Raw genomic sequence first — 24,057 nt, forward strand, 5'->3', positions numbered from 1 at the left:
TTTCTACTATAAATAAATGAAAGACGAAGAAGACGATAACATAATTCCAAACAACGAAAAACATAATTCAGATGAAAATCCGCTTGATGAAAATGAAGAAGGAGAGGATGATGAAATTATTGAAGTAGAGGCTAAACATTTTGAAGGGCAGCATTTTTACGAAAATACGGAAGAGGAAGGTCAGGATACCATTACCAAGGTAACCGGTATGTACAAAGACTGGTTCTTAGATTATGCTTCGTATGTTATTTTAGAACGTGCGGTTCCGGCCATTGAAGATGGTTTTAAACCGGTTCAGCGTCGTATTATGCACTCTTTGAAAGAATTAGATGATGGTCGTTATAATAAAGTAGCTAATGTTGTCGGACACACCATGCAGTATCACCCACACGGAGATGCGAGTATTGGGGATGCGATGGTACAAATTGGTCAAAAAGATTTATTAATTGATTGCCAGGGAAACTGGGGTAACATACTAACAGGGGATGGGGCTGCAGCTTCTCGTTATATTGAGGCACGTTTGTCTAAATTCGCCTTAGAGGTTTTGTATTCTCCAAAGATTACTGATTGGGGTGTTTCCTATGATGGTCGTCGTGCAGAGCCTAACAATCTGCCTGTAAAGTTTCCATTGCTTTTGGCCCAAGGAGCAGAAGGAATTGCTGTTGGTCTTTCCACTAAAGTTTTACCACACAATTTCAATGAATTAATTGATGCTTCTATTAAGATATTAAAAGGAAAAGCCTTTACCTTATATCCGGATTTTATGACACAGGGTGTTGCCGATGTGTCCAATTATAGTGATGGTTTACGTGGTGGACGTGTCCGTGTACGTGCTAAAATCGCCCAATTAGATAAAAATACCTTGGTCATTACGCAAATCCCGTTTTCGACCAATACCACTACTTTGATTGATAGTATTTTGAAAGCCAATGATAAAGGTAAAATCAAAATCAAGAAAATTGAAGACAATACAGCGGCAGATGTTGAGATTTTAATTCACCTTTTTCCAGGGGTTTCTCCAGACAAAACCATTGATGCTTTGTTTGCTTTTACGGCTTGTGAAACTTCGGTGGCCCCTTTAGGTTGCGTGATTGAAGACAACAAACCGTTGTTTATCGGTGTTTCGGAAATGTTGAAAATTTCCACACATCGTACTGTTGATTTACTTCGACAAGAATTAGAAATTCAATTAGAGGAATTAAAGAACAAATGGCATTTCTCTACTTTAGAGAAAATCTTTATTCGTGAGGAAATGTACATTGAGTTCAAACTGTATTCCGATAGAGAATCCCTTTATAAATATTTATACGATCGTTTTGAGCCTTTCAAAAAATCATTCGTTAGAGAAATCAACGATGAGGATTTACAACGATTGACACAGATTCCAATGATCCGTATTACGCGTTTCGATTCTGATAAAGCGGATGATGTCATCGCCAAGTTAGAAGATGAAATGAAAGAAGTACAACATCATTTGGAAAACTTAACCGACTTTGCCATTGCTTATTTTAGCAAGTTAAAAGAGAAATATGGTAAAGGTCGTGAACGTCAGACGGAACTTCGCGTTTTTGATAATGTGGAAGCTACCAAAGTCGTTTTAAGAAATACAAAATTATATGTAAACCGCGAAGAAGGTTTCGTAGGAACCAGTTTGAAAAAAGACGAGTATTTGACCGACTGTTCGGATATTGATGATGTGATCGTGTTTTTGCGAGATGGTAAAATGCTAGTGACCAAAGTGGATACCAAGACCTTTGTTGGAAAAGACATTATCCACGTGGCCATTTTTGACAAAAGTGATAAACGTACCATTTACAATATGATTTATCGCGATGGTAAGTCAGGGCCATCTTATATCAAACGATTTAATGTCTCTGGGGTTACACGTGATAAACCTTATGATTTGACCAATGAGACCAATGGTTCACAAGTGGTTTATTTCTCGCATAATCCTAATGGAGAAGCTGAGGTAATTACGATATTATTGCGTCAGATAGGAACGATCAAGAAATTGAAATTTGATATTGATTTTGCCAATTTAGCCATTAAGGGAAGAGCATCAAAAGGAAATTTAGTAACGAAGTACCCAATCAAGAAAATCGAATTAAAAGAGAAAGGAATTTCTACTTTATTGCCAAGAAAGGTGTGGTTTGATGATACCGTGAAGCGTTTGAATGTAGATGGAAGAGGGGAGTTGTTAGGAGAATTTAAACCAAGTGATAAAATCTTGATCATCAGCCAAAGCGGTAGATTAAAGGTAATCATTCCAGAATTATCGACGCATTTCGATGAGGATATGATTGTATTGGAGAAATGGAAGCCTAAGAAACCGATTTCAGCTATTTATTTTGATGGAGAAAAAGAACGTTATTATTTGAAACGTTTCTTGGTAGAAACAGAAAAAGAAGAAAGTTTTATAACCGAACATGCTAATTCACAATTGGAAATTGTTTCTACTGATTATCGCCCTCTGGCGCAGTTAGTATTTGCAAAAGTAAAAGGTGTTCAGAAAGAAGACTTACATATCGATGTGGAGGATTTTATTGCCATAAAAGGAATTAAAGCACTCGGGAATCAACTGACGGCCGATAAATTAAAACAAGTTAATTTACTAGAGCCTCTGCCTTATGAAGAGCCTATAGAGGAAGTAAAAGTCAGGACGATCAGTGATGATGGAGATCCAGTAGAAACAGAACTAGACGACGATGGACAAATCGGACTGGTTCTAGACTAATGTACAAAAAACGCTAAGAGTAATAATCTTAGCGTTTTTTTATTTTATTGGAATAAAGTGTTTAGATTCACCATTTTCTTCTCTTTTAGCTTTTTTACAATTTTTAAAAAAGCAATCGCCGTGATATAAGCATCTCCCAAAGCCGTATGGCGGTCTTTCTTTGAAATATCAAATTTATCCGCTAGATCATCTAAGGTATAATGATCCTTGCGCTCAAAGAGATGTGATTTGATTAAGGTTTTTTTATATAAACTGGCCGTGTCTAAAGTTTTGTTGGTTAACTCCGGTAAACCATTTCTTTTTAAGGCTTCATTGATCATCGTGATATCAAAGATGGTGTGATGGGCGATAATGATCGAATCCCCTAAAAAGCTTAAAAACTGCTGTAACGCTTCTAATTCAGTGGGTCTTTTTAGAATGAAATCTTTTAGAATTCCATGAATTTGTGCCGTTGCGGTATCGTAATGTTCCTGTTCAATATAGATCTCAAAGCTGTCTTCTAGACGGATTACTCCATTTTGTAAGACCAATGCGCCTATACACAATATTCGATCCTGAGTATAGTCTAAACCTGTGGTTTCGGTATCTAAAACCACAAATCGAGTTTCTTCTATTGTAATGGTTTCATCGAACAGATTTTCTTCTTTTTTCCAAAAATTAAATAGGCTCATTACTAGACGATATTAGAAATGTTAAATCGGATACTAATCAATTCCTGAAGCTCTTTAATGGTTTTAAAGGTTCTTTTGAGTTTTATTTTTTCCATTTTAGACAAAGACTCTAAAGCAATAAATTGGCCTGAATCATGATGTAAAAGACCTTGTTTGGTTCTAAATTTTAATAAGGCTTTAAAGGAGTAGGAACAGGACAAATATAATTCGCTATTGGTAGGTTCTAATTCCGCTAATTTTTCAAATCGCTCCGCGGTATTGCTAATTGATTTTACGGAATGCGATAAAATCAAAACACGAGCCGCATCGGTTAACGGCATTAAGGCTCTTCTTTTAATGTCAAAATGATCTTTGTTGGCACCGTCTTGCTCGACTAAAAATTGTCTAAAGAAACCTGTTGGGGAGGGACTTTGCAAGGCACCGCTAACCAAGTGGTGATAAAATATAGGATTGGCTTTTACATTTTCGAAAATAGATTCGGAAAGTTCATTGACGATTTCAGCATCACCATAGGTGAGACTGTAGTCGAAGAAAATAAAAGACAATAACACCTCATTTTTACCAGGATTGGTGATCCAATGGTGGACTTGGCTTTTCCATTGGTCCAGACTCAAACACCATTTTGGGTTCGAAGCCATCATTTCGGCAGGACAATAATCATATCCTATTTCAAAAAGTCCTTTATTGACCAGGGCAGCAAATTTTAAAAAATAGATTCTGGTTTCCTCTTGGAAAACCTCAGAGACATTTTCATAAACAAGGGCGTTGTCCTGATCGGTATGCAACATTTGTTCATTTCTCCCTTGGCTGCCTAAGGCTAACCAAGCAAACTTTACTGGAGGCGGACTGCTCATTTTCTCCAGTGACATTTCGATAACCCGGGTGATACAAGCATCATTTAGTTGGGTGATGATCTTAGCAATTAAGGTCATCGGTATGTTTTGATCTAAATACCCTTGAAGTAATTGCATTATTCGCGCGCGAATAGGCTTGATCTCTTTGACTTTTTTGGTTCTCTTTAGGGCTTTTATTAAAACCGCTGGATTGTTCCCTAGAGCCACCATAAGATCATGTTTAGACAAGATACCAACAGCTTTGGTATTAATCGTTCCGTCTTTAGTGAGACATAGATAACTAATATTGTTTTTGATCATGGCCATTTGCGCCTCGGTTACCGTCATTTTTTTACGACAGGTAATAACGGGTTTGGTCATAATGGTTTCTGCTGTTGTGAGTATCGGAAAATCTCCAGTGACAATTTTATTGCGCAAATCCTTATCGGTAATGATACCAATGGGAAGCATTTCATCTACGATTAAGATGGCGCCTACTTTTTTCTTGGACATGATTTTGGCAATATCTCTAACGGTGGTAGAGGGACTGCAGGTGACTAATTTTTTAGAATATTGTATGGGCTGTAAATCGAAGGAATCTTTATGGGAGTGCAGGGGTTCATAGCCTAGATCATCACCGTACAACTTGTCCTTATGAAGGTCAGAGTATGGATTTCGGGTGTTGGAGGCGTAACTTTCTATTAAAAAATTACCTACTGTTCTGTTTTCAAGTGCATAAGGTTTAAAAACAGCTATAGGGATAGCATATAGTATCGTTTCTTCATGAGCAACGGCATCCATGATATAGTTTTCTTGCGCCAAAAGAGGACGTAATCCAAAAATATCTCCTTCATCACATAAATCTAAAACGGTATTGTTTTGACCTTTTTTAAGCGTGACTGCACCTTTATGAACAACATAAAAAGAGTCATGTGTTTTTTCATTTTCAGAAAACACTACAGCATCTTTGTCTTTGTAAACAATAGAGATTTGTTCCGATAACTTTTCGAGATCTTTTTGAAGCAAAAAACTAAAAGGGGGATAGTTTTTTAAAAAGTCAGCTACTCTATGTGAAATGGTGTTTTTCATGGATAAAATTTAGGTTCTAATGTACTATTTAAAATAGAAACGTAAAAGGAACACCTTTAACTTTTGGTTGTTTTTGTTGAAAAAGCTTGTTTTAAACACTAAGGCAAAAAAAAGCTCCGCGAGGGAGCTTTTGATATCGTATTAGGAATGTTTTTTTCGAATTTTCATATTGATGAATTCTACCGCCAATGAAAAGGAAATGGCAAAATACAAATACCCTTTCGGTACGGCGCCTATATGTTCACCGGCCAATGCAGCATTGGATAAGTGCATGCTTTCGGTGATCAACATGAAGCCAATTAAGATTAGAAACGAAAGTCCTAATATTTGAATTGATGGATTTTTGTTGACGAAGTTGCCAACTGGTACAGCAAAGAGCATCATAACACCTACGGAAATAATAACCGCTGTGATCATAATAGTTAAGGCGCCATGTACACCATTTGTCATCCCGACAGCCGTTAAAATCGAATCAACAGAAAAGATCAAATCAATTAATAAGATTTGAACAATAACATTAGAGAATGATTTTTTGGCAGCGGTTTTTAGCGTTTGTTCGTGTTCTTTTTCATGGTCTACTTTTTCGCTGATTTCTTTGGTGCTTTTATAAATTAAAAATAAGCCCCCTAAGAGTAAAATCACAGCTTGTCCTGTAAAATCAGCGTTTAACCAGCCCCAATTAATGCTGAATAAAATGGCTTTCATAGCGATTAAATACGAAATACCCATCAACAAGGCAATACGCATAAACATGGCTAAAAACAGACCAATTTGGGTCGCTTTTTTACGTTTTTCTTCGGGTAATTTCCCGGTAACGATAGAGATAAAGATGATGTTGTCTATTCCTAAAATAATTTCAAGAAAAGTTAGTGTTAATAGGGCAATCCATGCATCAGGATTTAAAAATACTTCCATTTTTTAAGGCTTTATATGTTTTGTTTAATCCAACTTAGTTACTGTCCCACGTTGCTTTTGATCAGAACCAACCATTCCAAATTCAAAAGTATAGGAATCTTTAGAGGTGGTTAGAATTTTCATTCCAATGGCTTTTTCTTCGGCCATGTTCTTTGGGTGTTTCTTTTGTAAAATATACTCACAATCACTTACCCAACGTACCGTCGAAGTATCTGTTTTACCCTCAAAAGTTTCAATTTCAATATTGTCTTTGCGTTCAAAAAGGGTTGTTTTTTTTACGCCATTTACTTCAAACTCAAATTTGAATTTTCCGTTTTTAAAATCTTTGCAATTGTGCTGGGTTTCATAACAAGAAACTAAAGCCAGTAAGGGAAGAAAGAATAGTATTTTTTTCATTTTTTTATTTAGGTTGTTTACAGGTGCTATTTCCTGAATTTTATTGCAGTTTTTTTAGCTCGTCATCGGTAAAGTTCTTGATTTCTTTTTCCTTGGCAAACTTTTCGGCATTGTAGTTTGTGGACTTGTTTTTTGGAATTGATAGACTATTCCAACTACTGTCTTTTAATTGTTTGGCATAAAATACAATTTGCCCCACATGGTAAGGATAATGTGCTAATTGGCGGTTAATGGCTTCAATAACGGTATGTCCTTCATTACGGATATAAATAATAGTAGAAAGTTGCGCTGGCTTCAAGCTGTTTAAAGCTTCTAGGAAACAATCCCAGCCTTTGTTCCAAGCGATTAAAACTTCTTCTTTTGAGGTTAGATCATTTTCGAATTCGGCATCACGATTGCGCCACTCTTTCTCGCCATCGGTAGTTAAGAAATCGGTCCAACGCGATAACATATTACCCGATATATGTTTTATAATGGTAGAAATGCTGTTCGTGTCTTCGTTTAATGTAACAAAGAGTTGCTCAGGTTCTAATTGATCCATCGCTTTTTCACCTAACATTTTATAGTAGAGAAATTGTTTTTTAACACTGTCTAAATAAGATTCAGTCGCTTCCATAATTATACAATTTTAATGTCATATTTATCTAAAAGTCCCACTATACCCTGAGTCGAAAATTGTGCTTTTCTCATCGGATTAAATTCGGGATCAATTTTGTAATTGTAAGCTGTTCTAAAATCAACACTGGCTAATTGTGTATCGTTAAAAATAGCACCTTCCAAATTGCAGTTATCAAACAAAGAACTTGTTAAGTTAGATCCAATAAAGGTGACTTCTCGTAAAGAGGAGTTGATAAACTTTGTTTTAGGCATTTTTTTGTTGGAAAAAATAGCATAATCTAAAGCGCATTCTTCAAAATAGACCTGAAATAAAAAATCGTCACATTCGTTAAAAGCGATGCCTAAGAGTTTGCAATTTTTAAACGTCACATTTTTTAAACTAGTACCGGCTAAACTGGTCATTGATAAATTACAATCGATAAATTCGCAATCCAAAAAAGTATTATAAGCAAAATTGCTATTAGAGAAATCACAGTTTTTAAACACACAATCTTCAAACTCGCGATTGTTTATCTTTTTATCAATGTAAATGACTTTATCGAAGGTTTTTTGAATGTGAATTAGACTTTCCATATTGTTGTTTTGAGGGGTGTTTTTAAAGAAAAAGCTTAGTCGTTAAATAAACCTTTCATGATTGTTTTTAATCCGTAAAAAATTAAAAACATGGAGCTGATACAGGCTACAATTCCAATTCCTAATACCAAATAATGCCAATTGGTGTGTTGGTTCATAAAAGCATTATAAATCAAAGTAGGGCCAATAAATAGAAGAGGTAAAGCCCCTGATAGATATTTAATTCCCTTTCCTAGTAATTCTTTATTTGTTGCCATTTTATATGTTTGCTATTTGAGGTGCTGCTTTTGACAAAGCTTGTGCACAAAATGTAAAAGCCGTTATTTTCGATATGCTTTTTGCTGCCTATTTTGAATTATAATGATCAACAGCATTTCTTACACTGCCATATTCTTTTAATAATTCTGAAGCTACTTCATAAGAAACTGGAATTTCTTCCATGATCATTTTTACACCACGATCGACCAATTTGATATTACTCAACTGCATATCGACCATTTTGTTTCCTTTTACTTTTCCAAGTTGAATCATTACAGCAGTCGAAACCATGTTTAAAACTAATTTTTGAGCTGTTCCTGCTTTCATTCTCGAGCTTCCGGTAATAAATTCTGGACCTACAACCACCTCAATTGGAAATTGAGCAGTAATTGCTAATGGACTTCCTGCATTGTTGGTGATACAACCTGTGAGGATATTGTTTTCATTACAAGTTTCTAGACCGCCAATGACATAGGGTGTTGTTCCTGAAGCCGCTATACCGATTACGGCATCATTGGAGCCAATGTTATGGGCTTGCAAATCAATCCAGGCTTGTTTGGCATCGTCTTCAGCATTTTCTACGGCGCGGCGAATGGCTTTATCGCCACCAGCGATGATGCCGTTTACTAAGTCAAAAGGCACTCCAAAAGTAGGAGGGCATTCAGAAGCATCAAGTACGCCTAAACGTCCAGAGGTTCCAGCACCGATATAAAATAGACGTCCCCCTAATTTTAATTTAGCCACCACCTGTTCTACTAAAGCTTCAATTTGAGGTATGGCTTTTTCGACAGCACTGGGAACTGTTTTGTCTTCTTGATTAATATTGATCAGTAAGTCTTGAACAGACATTTTTTCTAAATGTTCGTACTTTGAACTTTGTTCTGTAGTTTTAGTAAAGGTCATTTTTGTGTGTTAATTGTGCTAGGCCAAAAATAATCTTTTTTATGGCAATCCCGAAATTTAGAGCTTAAAGTAACAAAGATTTAGAACTTTTTTGTGTTGTAAATTCTTATGTAACGATTGCTTTATGGAATCGGTGTTAAAAGAACTAAAATATTATATTTGTTAAATAAAAATAAAAGGAATGGATATAGAAAGCTTTGTAAGCGGTACGGCCAGGATGTCAGTTTTTGTTTCCTTGTTGCTGGCCTTCTTTTTGCTGAGGGTTAAAACAAAAAATAAATTGGCAAATAGACTATTTGCTTGTTATTTGCTTTTTCTTGCAATTGACAATAGCGGTATTTTTATTGCGAATAGCTTCATAGAAGACCATTTTAATTTAGAATTTTTCAGATGGACTACTTGCACTTTTATGCTACCGGTTTACTATCTGTATGTAATGTCGGTTTGTTTTGCAGATTTCAGATTAAAGACAAAACATTTTTTACATGGTCTTCCATTTGTAATTATCAATCTGTTTTATTTCTATAGGCTCTACTTTTTAAATGATGTGGAACAAGGGCTGTTTTATGTACATCGAGGTCAATCGCCGGAAATGTTTTGCTTATTTATTGTTTTGGGACTGCAGATTATCTTTTATAGTATAGCGGTATTTTTGGTTTTAAAAAGATATAGAAAAATATATCAGGAAAACTATACGAATCCTAGGGCTTCTGTTTTCAAGTGGTTGTTTCAAATAAGCATAATGTTTTTTGTGTTGTATTATTTATCAATAGCGAAGAATGTTATACGATATGCAGAATTTGATTTACTATGGGTTTGGTCCAATATCATATTGCAATTGATGGCATTGTGGATAATGTGTTGGGTGGTACTAAAAGCCTTGAATTATCCCGAGCTTTTTCGTGGTATCGATTCTAAAATGGAATTGGCAAAAGATCTCATTACTAAGGAAAATGAAAAAGTGGCTACAATTGCCAATAGGCAAGAGCAAGGAATCACAGACCAAATTATGGCACTGAAACACTATATGATGGAAAAAGAACCCTTTCTTGATCCGTCATTGACCATTTTGGAACTCGCTAATCAAATTAACATTCCGGTTCGGGATTTATCGGTATTGATTAATCATCATATCGATCAGCATTTTTTTGATTTTGTAAATGAATACCGGATAAAAAAAGCGATGAATATTTTGAAAGACGACTCTAAAAGTCAGCTTACGGTATTGGAAATTTTATATGAAGTAGGTTTTAATTCCAAATCGTCTTTTAATACTTCTTTTAAGAAATATACTAATCTAACACCTACAGCGTATAGAAATGCTTTATAATGAGTAGTTTGTAAAAAGTCGTACTTCAGATTTAATAAAGTCGAACCAATTTCTTAAATAGAAATGGGTTCGACTTTTTTTTGTCGGTCGTGTATCAAAAAATTCTAAGACAACTTTGCTTGAAATTAATCAAACAAGTTTAAAATTAGAAATTATGAAAAAAGCAGACCTCCTTATTTTTTTACTATTGCCTTTGTTTTGCTTGGCACAAACATCCTATAAATTAAATGGAAAAATTGCCAATGAAAAAACACCAATAGCTTGGACCGTTGTCGTAATCTTAAACCAAGAAGGGAAAACTATAAACGGAGCAACAACAAATGAAGAAGGGAGTTTTGAAGTGATTTTGACTAAAGGACATTATAAAGTAAAAATCAGTCCAGAGGGATATACCGAGGTTAATAAAGAAATTACGATCGAAAAAGATACTAATTTGGGTTTGCTAATGGTAAAGGAAAATGTAACCAATTTGGGGGAAGTGGTCATTCAATCTAGAAAAAATACGATTGAACAGAAAACAGATCGTTTGGTTTATAATTTTGAAAACAATGTAACAAACGTTGGTGGAGATGCTTTGAGCGCCATAAATTCATCACCAGGAGTGGTGGTACAACATAATCAGATTACGATTTTAGGAAAAGGAGCTTCTCGTGTTATGATTGATGGCAGAATGATTGAATTAACGGGCGAAGAACTGAATAATTTCTTAAAATCCATTTCGGCAAGTGATATTAAAAATATCGAAATTATCAGTAATCCTGCGTCAAAATACGAAGCCGAAGGAACTGGCGGATTGATCAATATTATTATGAAAAAAGGGGCTATTGATTCGTGGAAAAATTCAACCACAGCTTCCTATGATCAAAGTAAGTATGGAATTTATGGGGTAAGGAACAATTTCTTTTATAATAAAAATAAGTTTAGGTTTTCGGCTAGTGTTAATGGAAAAAAGGGGTTTAGAAATAGTAAGGAAGCTCTGGATATGTATTTCGTTCAAGGACCTACCAAAATGGATGTCACAACAAAATTAAGTGAGGAAAGTGGATCTGGAAAAGTAGCTTTGGATTATGATTTTTCAGAAAAAACCAGCATAGGTTTTCAATTTTTAAAAGACAAAGGCAATCCGGATTTTGACTCGTACATTAGGATTGATAAATACAACGCTCAGAATGAACTAGATAGTTATGTGGTTAACAAGAGTTTTTTAGATAGGAAAGCAGGCAATGAAACCTATAATATGCATTTGATCACAAAGCTCGATTCTCTAAATCGAAAAGTATCATTTGATGTCGATTATTTTATACACGATTCAAAATTTGACAGAGATTTTAAAGCGAACAATTTTTCGTCGGACGGAACCTTTGTCGACGTAAATCAATCAGGACGAAATATTTCGAATCAGGCTGTTGATAATGTAAGCTTCAAGGCTGATATGGAACATCCGATTGAAGCATTAAACTTGTCTTATGGAGCAAAAGTGAGTTTTACAAAAAGTAATAGTGATGTTGTTTTTTTTAATACAATTAGTGGAACTCCGGTATTAGATACAAATCAATCAAACCAATTTAAGTATATTGAAAATAATCAGGCGATCTATATGAGTGCTACTAAAAAAATCAATGAAAAATGGAATTTTCAGTTAGGATTACGGTTAGAGAATACACAAACAATAGGTTATTCGAAAAACTTGAATCAGGAAAATAGAAACAATTATCTTAAGCTATTTCCAACCTTTTATACTTCTTATAAGAAAAATGAAAATAATAATTTTAGCTTAAATTATGGAAGGAGAATCCGTAGACCAAGTTTTAGCTTGTTAAACCCGTTTCGAGTTTATATAAGTAGCAACAGTTATTCGGAAGGGAATCCGTTTTTAAAACCTTCTTTTAGCGACAATTTTGAATGGGCACATTCATATAAAAAAATATTGAGAACGAGTGTTTTCCTAAATGCCATTACAGCTGGTTATGGGGTAATATTTACTGCTAATCCAGAAACATTGACGCAAGTGGTATCAAGAGAAAATTATTACAAAGGAACAGAATATGGAATCGGTGAAACATATTCTGCTAATTTTACCAATTGGTGGCAGAGTGAGAACTCCCTGTATTTTTTAGGATCTAAAATTAAATTCATAAAAGAGATCAACGCAATCCCTGCAAATAACCTCAGAGTCGATTTTTCTACAAACAATACATTTTCATTAGGTAAAGCAACTAAATTGCAAATTGATCTAAGTTATACTACACCTTATAAAAGTGGCTTGTATGCAACAGGATATACCTCTAGTTTGAATATTGGTTTTAAACAAGATTTGTTGAACAAAACAATGCAGATTGCCTTTTTAGTAAATGACGTTTTTAATACGTCTTATTTAAAAGATGATGTTTCAATTGTGAACGGCGTAAAACAAAACTATAGCCAAAATGCAAGCAACCGATTTGCCCGTTTGTCTTTAGTTTATAATTTCGGAAATAAAAAAATAGAGGAGAAGCAACGTGATTTTGGAAATCAAGAAGAAAAAAATAGAACTGGAAGTTAGAAAGTAAAGACTAAGAAGCAGTAGCTAAAGGCATTGCCTGCTTCTTAGATTTTGAAATTATACTAAAAAGGCCAATAATATACCCAATACAATCATGGATATTTTGGCTACATTGAATTTGTGTCCTTCACTGCTTTCGAAAATAATGGTAGAGGAAATGTGGAATAAAATTCCAATCACTATGGCTGTTATTTCGGTATAGTAGTCGTTTAAGAAGGGTAAATATTCAGAAGCAATTGTTCCTAGAGGTGTCATGATCGCAAAAGTAAGCATGAAGCCAAAAATGGCTTTTTTGTCTAGACTTGCATTGACGAAAAAAGTGGTCAAAATCACGGCAATTGGCAAATGGTGAATGGCTATTCCTAGGGCTAAATCATGATGATGACTTACAGGAAAACCTTCTAAAAAGGCGTGAATACACAAACTGATAAAAAGCAACCAGGGAATTTGGTACATTTTAGCATGTCCGTGAACGTGTCCGTGTTCTGCTCCTTTAGAGAAAAATTCCAGCACGATCTGGAATAAGATCCCAACCATGATAAACAAACCAATATTATGGTGGTGTGATTCGTAAACTTCGGGCAACAGATGCATTACTGTTAATGACAATAAAAACGAACCGCTAAAAGCAAGTAATAGTTTTAGATTGGTTTTGTCTTTTGGTTTTAAAAACAAAGCCACCAAATAACCTAAAAGTACAGAGAATAGAGGTAATAGATAATTCATTATTTTATTGAATCGTTTATTTAGTTGAACCGCTTAATTGTTTAATCGTTTGTTATCAGTAACGGAATTTTAATTCCCATTAAAGATGAAACGATGACGCAATAAAGCTACTACTTAAAAATCATGATTAATCGTTCACTTTCGGTTTTGTGGAATTTTTTGAGCTTATAATCACCAAAGGTATCTAATAAAAAGATCCCAGCCTGTTCCATTAATTCTTCAAAATCTTTCAGTGTTAAAGCCTTTACTTTTTCAGTAAAATGATATTGATGGCCTTGATCTTCAAAATCTATTTCTTTAAAAATATGACCGTCTTGTACATATCTTTTGATTTTAAAATCAATACCATCTACTGTTTTTACTTCTTCAGGGACTAGTGTTTCAATAACTTGATTGACATTCATGAAATCAATGACCGCAAAACCATATTCAGATAAACTTTCTTTAATCGCTTTTAAAGTGGTTAAATTATCGTCATCACTTTCGAAATAGCCAAAACTGGTAAACAAATTAAAAATGGCATCAAATTTTTCCTCGAAAGGCTCCCGCATATCGTGCACTTTAAAATGCAAGGTATCATTACTGTTTTTGCTGGCTTCGGCAATACTGTTTTCTGATAAATCAGCTCCTAAGACATTAAATCCCAATTGATTCAAATAGATAGAATGACGCCCCTTTCCACAGGCTAAGTCTAAAACCGTTGCTTTTTCAGGCAAGTTGAGATAATGCGTTAGATTATCCATGAAAATCTGCGCTTCTCTGTAATTTCTATCTTTATAAAGGATGTGATAATAAGGTGTATCAAACCACGAAGTAAACCAGTTTTCGGTATTACGTTCCTGATTTGGTGTTGATGAGTTAGGTGCTTCAGACATTTATTCTATTTCAATTAATTCAAAGTACCGCAAATTTAGTGTATTTTTGCCGAAAAATAACTATTTCGCGCTGATACCTATAGAATCATTTTAAGGTAGAGAGGGGCACTTGGGTGCGTTTGTGATTGGAGTTGTTTTTTAATACAAAAGTAAAGATGGAAGAAAATTTTAGAATGATTGCCAAATGTTTTTTTGGTTTTGAAGAGATATTAGAAAAAGAATTGAAAGATCTTGGTGCACAAGATGTGGAAAAAGGAGTAAGAATGGTCAGCTTTAAAGGGGACAAAGGTTTTATGTATAAAGCCAATTTGTCTTTGCGTACGGCCCTTAAAGTATTAAAACCGATTTATTCGTTTAGAGCCAACAACGAACAAGCCTTGTATAAGGGGATTTCAGGTGTAAACTGGTCTAAATTATTAAATGCTAATCAGACCTTTGTGATTGATGCTACTGTGCATTCCACTTATTTTAATCACTCTGAGTTTGTTTCGCAAAAATGTAAAGATGCTATAGTCGATCAATTTAGAGAACGAACTGGACAACGTCCAAGTATTGATAAACAGTATCCCGATTTACGAATCAATGTGCATATTGACAAAGATCAGGTTTCAGTTGCGTTAGATACTTCAGGAAACTCATTACACCAACGTGGGTATAGAACCGCTACCAATATTGCACCTATCAATGAAGTTTTGGCAGCAGGAATTTTATTGTTATCAGGTTGGGAAGGACAAAGCCATTTTTTAGATCCAATGTGTGGTTCTGGAACATTTTTGGCAGAAGCTGCTATGATTGCTTGTAATATACCGGCTAATATCAATAGAAAAGAATTTGCTTTTGAAAAATGGAAAGACTGGGATAATGATTTGTTTGAACAAATTATAAACAGTTTAATGAAGAAGACCAAAGAGTTTCATTATACGATCAAAGGTTTTGATAAGGCACCAAGTGCGGTTAATAAAGCCAAAGATAATATCAAAAATGCCAACTTAGAGGATTATGTAAGTATTGAAGAGAGCAATTTTTTCGATACAGAAAAAGCCGTTGAAGGAAAGCTGCATATGGTTTTCAATCCACCTTATGATGAAAGATTGGATATTCATATGGAAGAGTTTTACAAAAGTATTGGGGATACTTTAAAGAAAAGTTATCCAGGAACCAATGCATGGTTTATTACCGCGAACCTAGAAGCTTTGAAATTTGTTGGATTAAAACCATCCCGTAAGATCAAGCTTTTTAACGCTAGTTTAGAAGCGCGTTTGGTGAAATACGAAATGTACGAGGGAAGTAAAAGAACGAAGTTTCAAATTACGGAATAAAGAGACCTAGGTAAAGACTCTAAGAGGCAAAGGCTTGTTTTTTTGAATAACATTAAAAAAACGATTTGGCTCTGAAGCTTTAGGATTATGAATCTAAAAAAATAAGAACAATGACAAAATTACAAATAAGAGCTTTTTTATACCAATTAGGATGTTTTGCTATCCTGTTTGTTTTAGGAAGATTCATCGTGGCACGTTTTACTGAATTAAGTGGTTTGTGGATTCCGATGACTGCTTTTATAGTAGCTACTTTAATATCACCTAAATTTCAAGCGGTAAAAACTAAAGATGGAGAAAAGCTTTTTATGAAATGGATTTTTATAAAAGGAATTAAAGAAATCGGATAGTTTACCTCTATTTGCTTTAGAAGTAGCGTTAGAACGATACAAAAAAAGCCACCCATTCCAGATTAAATAATCTTGTGAATGGGTGGCTTTTATAATTTGCTTGAGGCTATAGAGTCTAAGGTGCTACTTTTTAGGAGCTGCTTTGGTTATTTCAGGTATAATTACTTTTTTCTTGTAAATAGGAAGGAAGTACGATACGGTGTAATTGAAACCAACTCCAAAATTACCATTGTAAGTGCGATTAAATCCGGGGATGTATAGGTTGTCAAAGTTATCCGGTTTTTTGTTGCTTGCTAAAAGTTTTAGCTGAACGCCAAAACCTACAAAGATATTATTAAAAACCTTTGCTTTAAGTCCCATTGCCACTTCCAACCAGGTAGCGGTAAGTCCATCGTATTTTTCGCCACTGACAACAGGAGGTTTTTCTCCCCAGTAGGGATTCGAGTTGTAGATTTTATAGCTATTTATTTGTTGACTAAAAGTGCTGAATCCCCCTCGTAAACCAATGGTGATTAGGTTTTCCATATCCAGCCAGTTTTCATACAGATTGTAGTCAAAACCCGCTTTAATATACGTTCCCGTTGCCGTAGAATTTAATCGGTCATCGTCTGTGGTTTTGTCTTCAAAACCAAGTTCAGCGGCTATATAGTAATTTTTGTTGAAACGAAAATCACCAACAAACTCGATTCCTTTATAGTCTTTGTCATAAAAACCACGAGTTAATTTATACAAATCAACACCCACGCGCAAACCATAGCGATCCATTTTTGGCGGAATGCTGTCTGTCTGTGTTTTCTCCACAGACGGTTTGTTTGTTTCAGGTTTTGGTTTTTCCTGAACGATCTCTTTTGTTACTGTTGTAGTTGGTGTTTCTTGCGCTTGAACCAAAAACATTGAAAGCAATAAAGAATAACTAAAAATATACTTTAATGTGTGTTTCATTTTCTTTTTCAATGTTAGCATTTTTTACTTCAACAACTTGCATCCATAAACCATCAGCGTCAGGATTTGTTTGTTCAAAAGGTTTTTGGGTATCTAGTTTGTATACGGTTTTGAAACCACAAGCTCTAGAGACGTAAACATTTTGACGTGTATAATTAAATTTGATGACGTCCGTATTGATCAAGGCAGCATTAGAGTTCCCTGAGTTTAAAACAAAACTATAGGTGGTACTGTCTAGGTCTGTTTGCAAAGGTATTGCAATGGAATCACCGCTTGTTAAATATTTGTCATCCTCTAAAGTAGCACTTTTGTTAAAAATAATACCATTTGGTTGTCCTTCACCAATTACTTTTAATCGCGTCACACTTTTCTTAGTCGATGGAATATTAATATCGTAAAACGAAATAATTAATCGAGGAGTAGTAGGGGTATTTGCGTCACAAATATCATCCTTCTCGCAACTGGATAAGCCAAAAGTAAACAGTAGTAAAAAACAGATTATTTTTTTCATAGCTTGATTATCGAAGTTCTAAAAGTACAACATTTTCAACGTGATGTGTTTGTGGAAACATATCCACTGGACGAACACGTGTTACTTTGTATTTTTCATCCATTAAAGCTAAATCTCTTGCTTGTGTAGCTGAGTTACAACTTACATAAACTACTTTTTTAGGAGCAATTTTTAGGATCTGATCAATAACGGCAGCATGCATACCATCTCTAGGTGGATCAGTAATGATCACATCAGGTTTTCCGTGTTGTGCAATGAAGTCTTCATTGAAAACGACTTTCATGTCTCCTACAAAAAACTCACAATTGGTTATATTATTGCGCTCGGCATTTGCTTTAGCATCTAGTATAGCTTCAGGAACACTTTCTACCCCAATTACCTTTTTTGCTTTTTTAGAGACAAATTGTGCAATAGTTCCAGTTCCAGTATATAAATCATAAACCGTTTCATCCCCAGTAAGTCCTGCGAAATCACGTGTTATTTTATACAATTCATACGCTTGATCCGAGTTGGTTTGGTAGAATGATTTAGCATTGATGCTAAATTTCAAACCTTCCATCTCTTCTAAAATATAATCTCTACCCTTGTATAACTTTATGTTTTGATCGTAGATGGTGTCATTTTGTTTGGCATTTACCACATATTGCAAAGAAGTAATTTGTGGAAACTTCTCATAAAGATGATCTAGTAGTAACTCGCGATTGGCTTTGTCATTTTCGAAAAACTGAATTAAAACCATGATCTCACCAGTAGAAGCAGTACGAATCATTAAGGTTCTCAATAAACCAGAGTGTTCTCTTGGATTAAAGAAGGTTAAACCATGCTGGTTAGCAAAATCTCTAACTTCGTTTCTAATGGCATTTGATGGATCCTCTTGTAAATGACATTTGTTAATGTCAAGAATTTTGTCCCACATTTTTGGAATATGAAATCCTAACGCATTTCTATTTCCTAAGTCTTCTGTGCTTTCAATTTCTTTTTCAGTTAACCAACGACTGTTAGAAAACGAAAATTCCATTTTATTTCTGTAAAAAAACTGTTTTTCTGAACCCAATATATTTTCGAATTCAGGAAGCTCAACTTTTCCAATACGTTGCAAGTGATTCTTTACTTCGTTTTGTTTGTAATAAAGTTGTTGGCTGTATTTCATGTTTTGCCATTTACACCCTCCGCAAACGCCAAAATGCTCGCAAATTGGCTCGATACGATGTTCTGATAATTCATGAAATTTTACGGCTTTTCCTTCGTAATATGCTTTTCGCTTTTTAAAAGTTTGTACATCAACTACATCGCCAGGAACGACATTCGGAATAAAGATTACTTTACCGTCAGGAGCCTTCGCTACTGATACTCCCTTTGCTCCAGCATCAAGAACCTGAATTTGATGAAAGACAACTTTGTCTGTATTTTTTCTTCCCATAGGGCAAAAATAAGGGTTTGTAAACTTTTATAAATTCAATTTTCAAAATATTTTATGAAATTTTTTAAATAATTAGTTTAATTCCCTTTATAAGTTAACTTTGTTTTTGGCAATACCTTATAGATTGCATTTATAACCTAGTAGTATTGATAATTTTTTATGAAGTTGTATCATAATCTTTCACGAATAAGTTTTTTAAAAAAAAGTTATGCATTCAAATTTTTGTTTGTGGCTTTTATTGGTATTCATATTCCTTTAATCGGGATTCTGTTTTTTGTTCTGTATTACAATCACAATATTTCCCCTACCTCTATTTTAGTTTTCTCTTTGATCATGACCTTGTTGGCCACCTTGGTGACCTTGTTAGTTTTGAATCAGTTGATTAAGCCAATTTCAAAAGCTTCAAAGGCATTGGATGAGTATAGGAATAGTCGTAAACTGTCGGTTTTACCTGTGGAATACAAAGATGAAGCGGGTTTGTTAATGGGAAATATTCAAGAATCGATTTATGAGGCTGAAAGCTTTATCAATGAAAAACAAGATTTGATTTATATGCTCTCGCATGATTTGAAAAATTTTGCTGGAAACCCTCAAGGTTTGGCTAAATTAATATTAAGTGAGAATCCTTCTGAATCAGTAAAACATTTAGCGGAATTAATTTGTGAGTCAACGGATTTGCAATTTCGCTATATAGAGAACTTTATAAAACTGTTAAAAGAGCAGGATCAAGTTACCAAAGGGAGCTTGGAAGATAAAATTATTTTGTTTCCAAGTGTTTTGGATTTTGTCAACGAGCAGGTGGAGCAGCGTTTGGTCGATAAGAACATAAAGTTAAGCTTGGATGTACAAACAGTAGAGGCTAAGCTAAGGATTGATGAAGGTTTGTTAATTCAGGTTTTGGTGAATCTTATTAGCAATGCAGTGAAGTTTTCTTATTTTGACAGCGAAATCAAACTTAAAGTTTTTACTGAAAATGCAAATGTGATCATCAGTGTTACTGATCGAGGAATTGGTTTTGATAAAAATCAGATTGAGGAACTGTTTAAAAAATTCACTAAGATGAGTCGTTTAGGAACGGCCAATGAATCATCAACAGGGATTGGTTTGTATTTGTGTAAAGAAATTATCGAAAGAAACAAAGGAAAACTTACAGCTAGCAGCGAAGGTAGGAACAAAGGAGCTGAATTTAGAATTGAGTTCGACTAGTTGTTAAAAAAGAAAAAGGTTCAAAAAGAACAGCAGCGGAAAGTAAAACTTAGCCACAGTGCCTCTTTGAACCTCTGTTGTGTTTCTCTTTATTTTTTAATCGAATAAATCAGAGGATAGGTAACGATCTCCACGATCGCAAATAACCGCTACGATAACGCCAGATTCTAATTGCTCGGCAATTTTTAAAGCTACGGCTACGGATCCGCCACTACTCATTCCTGCAAAAACACCTTCTTCAAGGGCTAGTCTTTTGGTCATGGCTCGCGCTTCTTCTTCACTTACATCTACTACGGTATCCACTTTGGAAGGATCGAAAATTTTAGGTAAATATTCTTGTGGCCATTTGCGGATGCCTGGAATTTGGGACCCATCGCTTGGCTGTGCGCCTATAATCTGAATGGCTGGATTTTTTTCTTTTAAATAAGTTGAAGTACCAATAATGGTTCCCGTTGTTCCCATAGCCGAAACGAAATGGGTTATAGTGCCCTGAGTGTCGTTCCAGATTTCAGGACCAGTGGTTTTATAATGTGCTTTCCAGTTGTCCTCGTTTGCAAATTGATTTAACATCAAATAACCGCCTTCTTCTACTTTTTTGTCGGCATAGTTACGTGAACCAATAATTCCTTCGTTAGCGGGCGTTAAAATGACTGTAGCGCCATATGCTCGCATGGTTTGGGTTCTCTCTTTTGTAGAATCTTCAGGTAAAACCAATTCGATCTCTATTTGAAACAATTGAGCGATCATCGCTAAAGCAATTCCAGTGTTGCCACTAGTGGCTTCAATTAACTTATCTCCCTTCTTGATATCGCCTCTTTCTAGAGCCGAAGCAATCATGTTGTATGCCGCTCTATCTTTTACGCTTCCTCCCGGATTGTTTCCTTCGAGTTTAAGTAAAAGTTTGACGTTTTTATTTTTAACCAAGTTCACCGTTTCCATCAAAGGAGTGTTGCCAATTAGGTTTAGCAATTTCTGTGGGCCCATATTATTTCTTTTCTTTTATTTTAACTTCAGTAGTGGTGGTGTTGGTCACGATCGAATCCTCGGGAATTGATTTGGTGATCCAGGCGTTTCCGCCAATAATACTGTTTTTTCCAATAATCGTTTCGCCTCCCAAAATAGTAGCGTTGGCATAAATGCAAACATGCGCCTCTACTGTTGGGTGTCTTTTGGCATTTTTCATTTCTTTGCTTACGCTCAAAGCACCTAAGGTAACCCCTTGGTAAATTTTTACATGTTTTTTAATTACTGTGGTTTCACCAATTACAATTCCAGTAGCGTGATCGATAAAAAATGGCGAAGCAATATGAGCACCAGCGTGAATGTCTGTTCCGGTGATGCGATGTGCATATTCGCTCATCAATCTCGAAAACAGCAACAAATCGAGTTGGTATAATTCATGGCTTAATCTGTAAATGGCAATGGCATAAAAACCAGGGTAGCCCAAATAAACTTCATCTATGCTGTTGGATGCTGGATCGTTCTCTAAAATGTATTCAGCGTCTTGATTTAGTTTTTCTAAAACACCAGGTAGTTTTTCTAGGAAACGCTCCCAAATGGATTCGCACGAATGTTTTGGTTTATGACAAGCCAAAACGGCAATTTCCTTAAATCTAATTTCGAGTTCGTCGATACTCTGATCTAAGGGGGCATTTGAATCAAAAAGGGTGTAGAAGAGTTTTTCTGTAAAGTCTTCTGTCTTAGTCTTGATTCCGTAATTTATAGTGGAATGGCTTTTTAAAGCTTTTATATTTTGTATGATACTCTCTTTTGACACAATTATAAAATTGAATGAATGATTTAAAAGGCTAAAAGTAAGGTGTTTTTGCAAATAAAGGCACGATTTAGACAAAGAAATTTTGTTTAGAGCCTTCTGTAGGGGATAGGTAGGAAAAAAGAAAAGCTTTGTGAATTATATGATTATTAAGGGGTTAAATGTGTAAATTAGCTTGTAAAATATATTTAAATGAAAAAAAACGCAACTTTCAAAAGTGCTATTTCTAATCTTTCTTTTCCAGAAAGTGAGAAAATTTACGGAAAATCGATTCACAACCCGATTTTAGGATTGATTATGAGGGATCATCCATCGTTTAACGAGAATGAGTGTATCGCCATCAAAGAGTTGAATAGTTATCGTGAGCAATACATATCGGGCTATTTGTCTACTGAGATTGGTACACTCTCTACTTTGGAGAATAGTGTTATAGATGCTCTTAAAGAAGATAAGTCCATAGTAAGTATCGCCGAAGATGAGCAGGAGCCCAGAAATTTTGGACAGAAGGTAGCTGATCAAGTGGCGGACTTTGGAGGGAGTTGGACGTTTATTATTTCCTTTTTGTTTTTTATACTGATTTGGATTTTGGCCAATGTCTATATTTTGCTTAATAAAGGATTCGATCCCTATCCCTTTATTTTGCTAAATTTAATTTTATCCTGTATTGCAGCTTTGCAAGCTCCAGTGATTATGATGAGTCAAAATCGTCAAGAAGAAAAAGATCGAAAAAGGGCTAAAAAGGATTATATGATTAATCTAAAATCGGAATTAGAAATTAGAATGATTCACGATAAAATTGATCATTTAATTATGCATCAACAACAAGAATTAATCGAAATTCAGAAAGTGCAAATAGAGATGATGAACGATATTTTGAACCAGATTAAAAAATAATTTCACTTGAGAAAAATCAAATTAAAAAGTGTTTATAGTAATATCCGGCTAGCATAAAAATTACATTTATAGTTGCGGATATCCAAAGCATTTTTTGATATTTTTTAGACTTGTCTAAAAAATAAAACAAAGCAAACCCCAAAAATAAAAGAGTAGAATAGAGGGCTGGAAACATTTTAAAAGCGGCTAAAAAATCACCTTCAAAAAGTAAGAATAGAGCACGTTGGAATCCACAGCCTAAACACTCAATTCCAAAGAGTGTTTTGAATAAACAAGGCAACATATATTGTTCTAAATTCAAGGCTTTTGTTTTTTACAATTTTACAAAAAAATACCCAACGATAGTAAAAGAGGTGAGAAGTGCTATTTTAAAGTTTCTTACTTTTACAATCTTATACTTTGAAATATGAAAATTTTTAAAATTTTAATAATGATCCTTGCCATTTCAGTTGCATTATATGAGCAAGTTTCCGCAGAAAAAAACGTCTATATAATGGTGATTGCTATGGTGGTTTTCATGTATGGAATGATGCAGTTAAGTGCAAAAACACCCAGTAAAAATAAAGAAAAAGAAGAGCAAGATGTTGACTAAAGGAGATAAGGTTTCAGTTTTAGACGAAGCCATAAACGGAGTAGTAGTTTCGGTGAAAAACCAAGAGGTTTTGATAGAAACTGAGGACGGATTCATGATGACATTTTTTGTCAATGAATTACTTAAAATGCAGGAATCCAGTAATTTAATGAATTCTATTAAAAGAATTAATTTAGATGAGATTTCTAAAGAGAAAGAAGAGCCAAAAGCAAGAAGTTTTGTGAAAGAACGCAAAGATAAACGTGAAATTTCAGCTCCAGAATTTGATTTACACATCGAAAAATTGGTCCCAAATAAACGAGGTCTGTCCAATTACGATATCTTAACTTTGCAAACCGAAACAGCAAAAAGGCACATCGAGTTTGCTATTCGAAATCGCATTCCAAAGATTGTTTTTATTCATGGTGTTGGCGAGGGAATTCTAAAGGCAGAACTTGATTTTTTATTGGGTCGTTATGATGGAGTTGATTTTCAAGACGCCAATTATCAAAAATATGGACTAGGTGCTACCGAAGTTTATTTTAGACAAAACAATAAGTAGTTCGTTTTTTAAGTTTAAAAATGCTCGAATTAAGGCATAAAAAAACAT

Annotated in this window: 25 protein-coding genes; 9 read left to right on the forward strand and 16 right to left on the reverse strand. The window is 34.7% G+C overall.

The annotated features are described in order from the left end of the window. Positions 1–16: 16 nt before the first annotated feature. Complete coding sequence (locus tag AC51AA_RS00370) at positions 17–2,734, forward strand: DNA gyrase/topoisomerase IV subunit A (protein WP_500703760.1); 2,718 nt, start codon at positions 17–19, stop codon at positions 2,732–2,734. A 44-nt stretch (positions 2,735–2,778) separates the two neighbouring features. On the opposite strand, the gene AC51AA_RS00375 is transcribed toward AC51AA_RS00370, so the two are convergent. The 8 genes from AC51AA_RS00375 to murQ all read right to left on the reverse strand — a co-directional run bounded on the left by AC51AA_RS00375 (position 2,779) and on the right by murQ (position 8,990). Next, entirely contained in the window at positions 2,779–3,405 is a 627-nt protein-coding gene (locus tag AC51AA_RS00375; RefSeq protein ID WP_500703761.1) for a 3'-5' exonuclease, read from the reverse strand. A 2-nt stretch (positions 3,406–3,407) separates the two neighbouring features. Further along, positions 3,408–5,327 (reverse strand): DUF294 nucleotidyltransferase-like domain-containing protein, encoded by a 1,920-nt coding sequence (locus AC51AA_RS00380; protein WP_500703762.1) that lies wholly within the window; start codon positions 5,325–5,327, stop codon positions 3,408–3,410. A gap of 141 nt (positions 5,328–5,468) precedes the next feature. Beyond that, positions 5,469–6,242 carry a TerC family protein gene (locus tag AC51AA_RS00385; protein WP_500703763.1) on the reverse strand — a complete coding sequence of 258 codons (774 nt, stop codon included), beginning with the start codon at positions 6,240–6,242 and terminating at the stop codon, positions 5,469–5,471. 24 nt (positions 6,243–6,266) lie between these two features. Then, positions 6,267–6,638, reverse strand: a complete 372-nt coding sequence (locus AC51AA_RS00390) for a DNA topoisomerase IV (RefSeq protein WP_500703764.1) — start codon at positions 6,636–6,638, stop codon at positions 6,267–6,269. Between the two features lie 40 nt (positions 6,639–6,678). Further along, on the reverse strand, positions 6,679–7,254 hold the full coding sequence (locus tag AC51AA_RS00395; RefSeq protein ID WP_500703765.1) for a DUF1572 family protein: 576 nt from the start codon (positions 7,252–7,254) through the stop codon (positions 6,679–6,681). 2 nt (positions 7,255–7,256) lie between these two features. Then, the gene (locus AC51AA_RS00400) at positions 7,257–7,829 is read right to left on the reverse strand and encodes a pentapeptide repeat-containing protein (protein ID WP_500703766.1); all 573 of its coding nucleotides are present in this window, start codon (positions 7,827–7,829) and stop codon (positions 7,257–7,259) included. A gap of 35 nt (positions 7,830–7,864) precedes the next feature. Next, positions 7,865–8,086 (reverse strand): DUF6095 family protein, encoded by a 222-nt coding sequence (locus AC51AA_RS00405; RefSeq protein ID WP_500703767.1) that lies wholly within the window; start codon positions 8,084–8,086, stop codon positions 7,865–7,867. A gap of 88 nt (positions 8,087–8,174) precedes the next feature. Beyond that, positions 8,175–8,990, reverse strand: coding sequence for an N-acetylmuramic acid 6-phosphate etherase (gene murQ / locus AC51AA_RS00410; RefSeq protein WP_500703768.1), 816 nt, complete (start codon positions 8,988–8,990; stop codon positions 8,175–8,177). Between the two features lie 280 nt (positions 8,991–9,270). Between murQ and AC51AA_RS00415 the strand changes: the two genes are divergently transcribed. Both AC51AA_RS00415 and AC51AA_RS00420 read left to right on the forward strand, forming a co-directional pair. After that, positions 9,271–10,320 (forward strand): helix-turn-helix domain-containing protein, encoded by a 1,050-nt coding sequence (locus AC51AA_RS00415; RefSeq protein WP_500703769.1) that lies wholly within the window; start codon positions 9,271–9,273, stop codon positions 10,318–10,320. Between the two features lie 154 nt (positions 10,321–10,474). Then, a complete protein-coding gene (locus tag AC51AA_RS00420) occupies positions 10,475–12,862 on the forward strand; it encodes a TonB-dependent receptor (RefSeq protein WP_500703770.1) in 2,388 nt (795 codons plus the stop codon). Between the two features lie 57 nt (positions 12,863–12,919). On the opposite strand, the gene AC51AA_RS00425 is transcribed toward AC51AA_RS00420, so the two are convergent. Then, positions 12,920–13,588, reverse strand: a complete 669-nt coding sequence (locus tag AC51AA_RS00425; protein WP_500703771.1) for a ZIP family metal transporter — start codon at positions 13,586–13,588, stop codon at positions 12,920–12,922. A gap of 110 nt (positions 13,589–13,698) precedes the next feature. Further along, positions 13,699–14,463, reverse strand: a complete 765-nt coding sequence (locus AC51AA_RS00430) for a class I SAM-dependent DNA methyltransferase (protein ID WP_500703772.1) — start codon at positions 14,461–14,463, stop codon at positions 13,699–13,701. Between the two features lie 155 nt (positions 14,464–14,618). On the opposite strand from AC51AA_RS00430, the gene AC51AA_RS00435 reads away from it, so the two are divergent. Both AC51AA_RS00435 and AC51AA_RS00440 read left to right on the forward strand, forming a co-directional pair. Next, positions 14,619–15,782, forward strand: coding sequence for a THUMP domain-containing class I SAM-dependent RNA methyltransferase (locus tag AC51AA_RS00435; RefSeq protein WP_500703773.1), 1,164 nt, complete (start codon positions 14,619–14,621; stop codon positions 15,780–15,782). 110 nt (positions 15,783–15,892) lie between these two features. After that, positions 15,893–16,129 (forward strand): hypothetical protein, encoded by a 237-nt coding sequence (locus AC51AA_RS00440; protein WP_500703774.1) that lies wholly within the window; start codon positions 15,893–15,895, stop codon positions 16,127–16,129. Between the two features lie 123 nt (positions 16,130–16,252). On the opposite strand, the gene AC51AA_RS00445 is transcribed toward AC51AA_RS00440, so the two are convergent. Genes AC51AA_RS00445 through rlmD form a run of 3 tightly spaced genes read right to left on the reverse strand, consistent with a single transcriptional unit; the run spans position 16,253 to position 19,002 of the window. Continuing rightward, positions 16,253–17,071, reverse strand: coding sequence for a DUF6048 family protein (locus AC51AA_RS00445; RefSeq protein ID WP_500703775.1), 819 nt, complete (start codon positions 17,069–17,071; stop codon positions 16,253–16,255). Further along, a complete protein-coding gene (locus AC51AA_RS00450; protein WP_500703776.1) occupies positions 17,043–17,582 on the reverse strand; it encodes a DUF6452 family protein in 540 nt (179 codons plus the stop codon). Before AC51AA_RS00450 ends, AC51AA_RS00445 begins: the two co-directional genes overlap by 29 nt. A 7-nt stretch (positions 17,583–17,589) precedes the next feature. Beyond that, the gene (rlmD, locus tag AC51AA_RS00455) at positions 17,590–19,002 is read right to left on the reverse strand and encodes a 23S rRNA (uracil(1939)-C(5))-methyltransferase RlmD (protein ID WP_500703777.1); all 1,413 of its coding nucleotides are present in this window, start codon (positions 19,000–19,002) and stop codon (positions 17,590–17,592) included. 228 nt (positions 19,003–19,230) lie between these two features. Here rlmD and AC51AA_RS00460 point away from each other — a divergent pair, with 228 nt between their 5' ends. Beyond that, the gene (locus AC51AA_RS00460) at positions 19,231–20,208 is read left to right on the forward strand and encodes a sensor histidine kinase (RefSeq protein ID WP_500703778.1); all 978 of its coding nucleotides are present in this window, start codon (positions 19,231–19,233) and stop codon (positions 20,206–20,208) included. A gap of 96 nt (positions 20,209–20,304) precedes the next feature. Here AC51AA_RS00460 and cysM read toward each other — a convergent pair whose 3' ends face one another. Together cysM and AC51AA_RS00470 are read right to left on the reverse strand one after the other, a co-directional pair. After that, on the reverse strand, positions 20,305–21,192 hold the full coding sequence (cysM, locus tag AC51AA_RS00465; protein ID WP_500703779.1) for a cysteine synthase CysM: 888 nt from the start codon (positions 21,190–21,192) through the stop codon (positions 20,305–20,307). A 1-nt stretch (position 21,193) separates the two neighbouring features. Further along, a complete protein-coding gene (locus tag AC51AA_RS00470) occupies positions 21,194–21,985 on the reverse strand; it encodes a serine O-acetyltransferase (RefSeq protein ID WP_500703780.1) in 792 nt (263 codons plus the stop codon). A 189-nt stretch (positions 21,986–22,174) separates the two neighbouring features. On the opposite strand from AC51AA_RS00470, the gene AC51AA_RS00475 reads away from it, so the two are divergent. After that, positions 22,175–22,876 carry a DUF1003 domain-containing protein gene (locus AC51AA_RS00475; RefSeq protein WP_500703781.1) on the forward strand — a complete coding sequence of 234 codons (702 nt, stop codon included), beginning with the start codon at positions 22,175–22,177 and terminating at the stop codon, positions 22,874–22,876. A 16-nt stretch (positions 22,877–22,892) separates the two neighbouring features. Here the strand turns inward: AC51AA_RS00475 and AC51AA_RS00480 are convergent, their stop codons facing one another. After that, the gene (locus AC51AA_RS00480) at positions 22,893–23,177 is read right to left on the reverse strand and encodes a DUF2752 domain-containing protein (RefSeq protein ID WP_500703782.1); all 285 of its coding nucleotides are present in this window, start codon (positions 23,175–23,177) and stop codon (positions 22,893–22,895) included. Positions 23,178–23,282: 105 nt separating this feature from the next. On the opposite strand from AC51AA_RS00480, the gene AC51AA_RS00485 reads away from it, so the two are divergent. Both AC51AA_RS00485 and AC51AA_RS00490 read left to right on the forward strand, forming a co-directional pair. Further along, positions 23,283–23,468 carry a hypothetical protein gene (locus AC51AA_RS00485; RefSeq protein WP_500703783.1) on the forward strand — a complete coding sequence of 62 codons (186 nt, stop codon included), beginning with the start codon at positions 23,283–23,285 and terminating at the stop codon, positions 23,466–23,468. Next, complete coding sequence (locus AC51AA_RS00490) at positions 23,458–24,009, forward strand: DUF8465 domain-containing protein (protein ID WP_500703784.1); 552 nt, start codon at positions 23,458–23,460, stop codon at positions 24,007–24,009. Before AC51AA_RS00485 ends, AC51AA_RS00490 begins: the two co-directional genes overlap by 11 nt. The last annotated feature ends 48 nt before the right edge of the window (positions 24,010–24,057 follow it).

This window comes from Flavobacterium sp. OHVDL-2026-0007 (genome assembly GCF_059882335.1).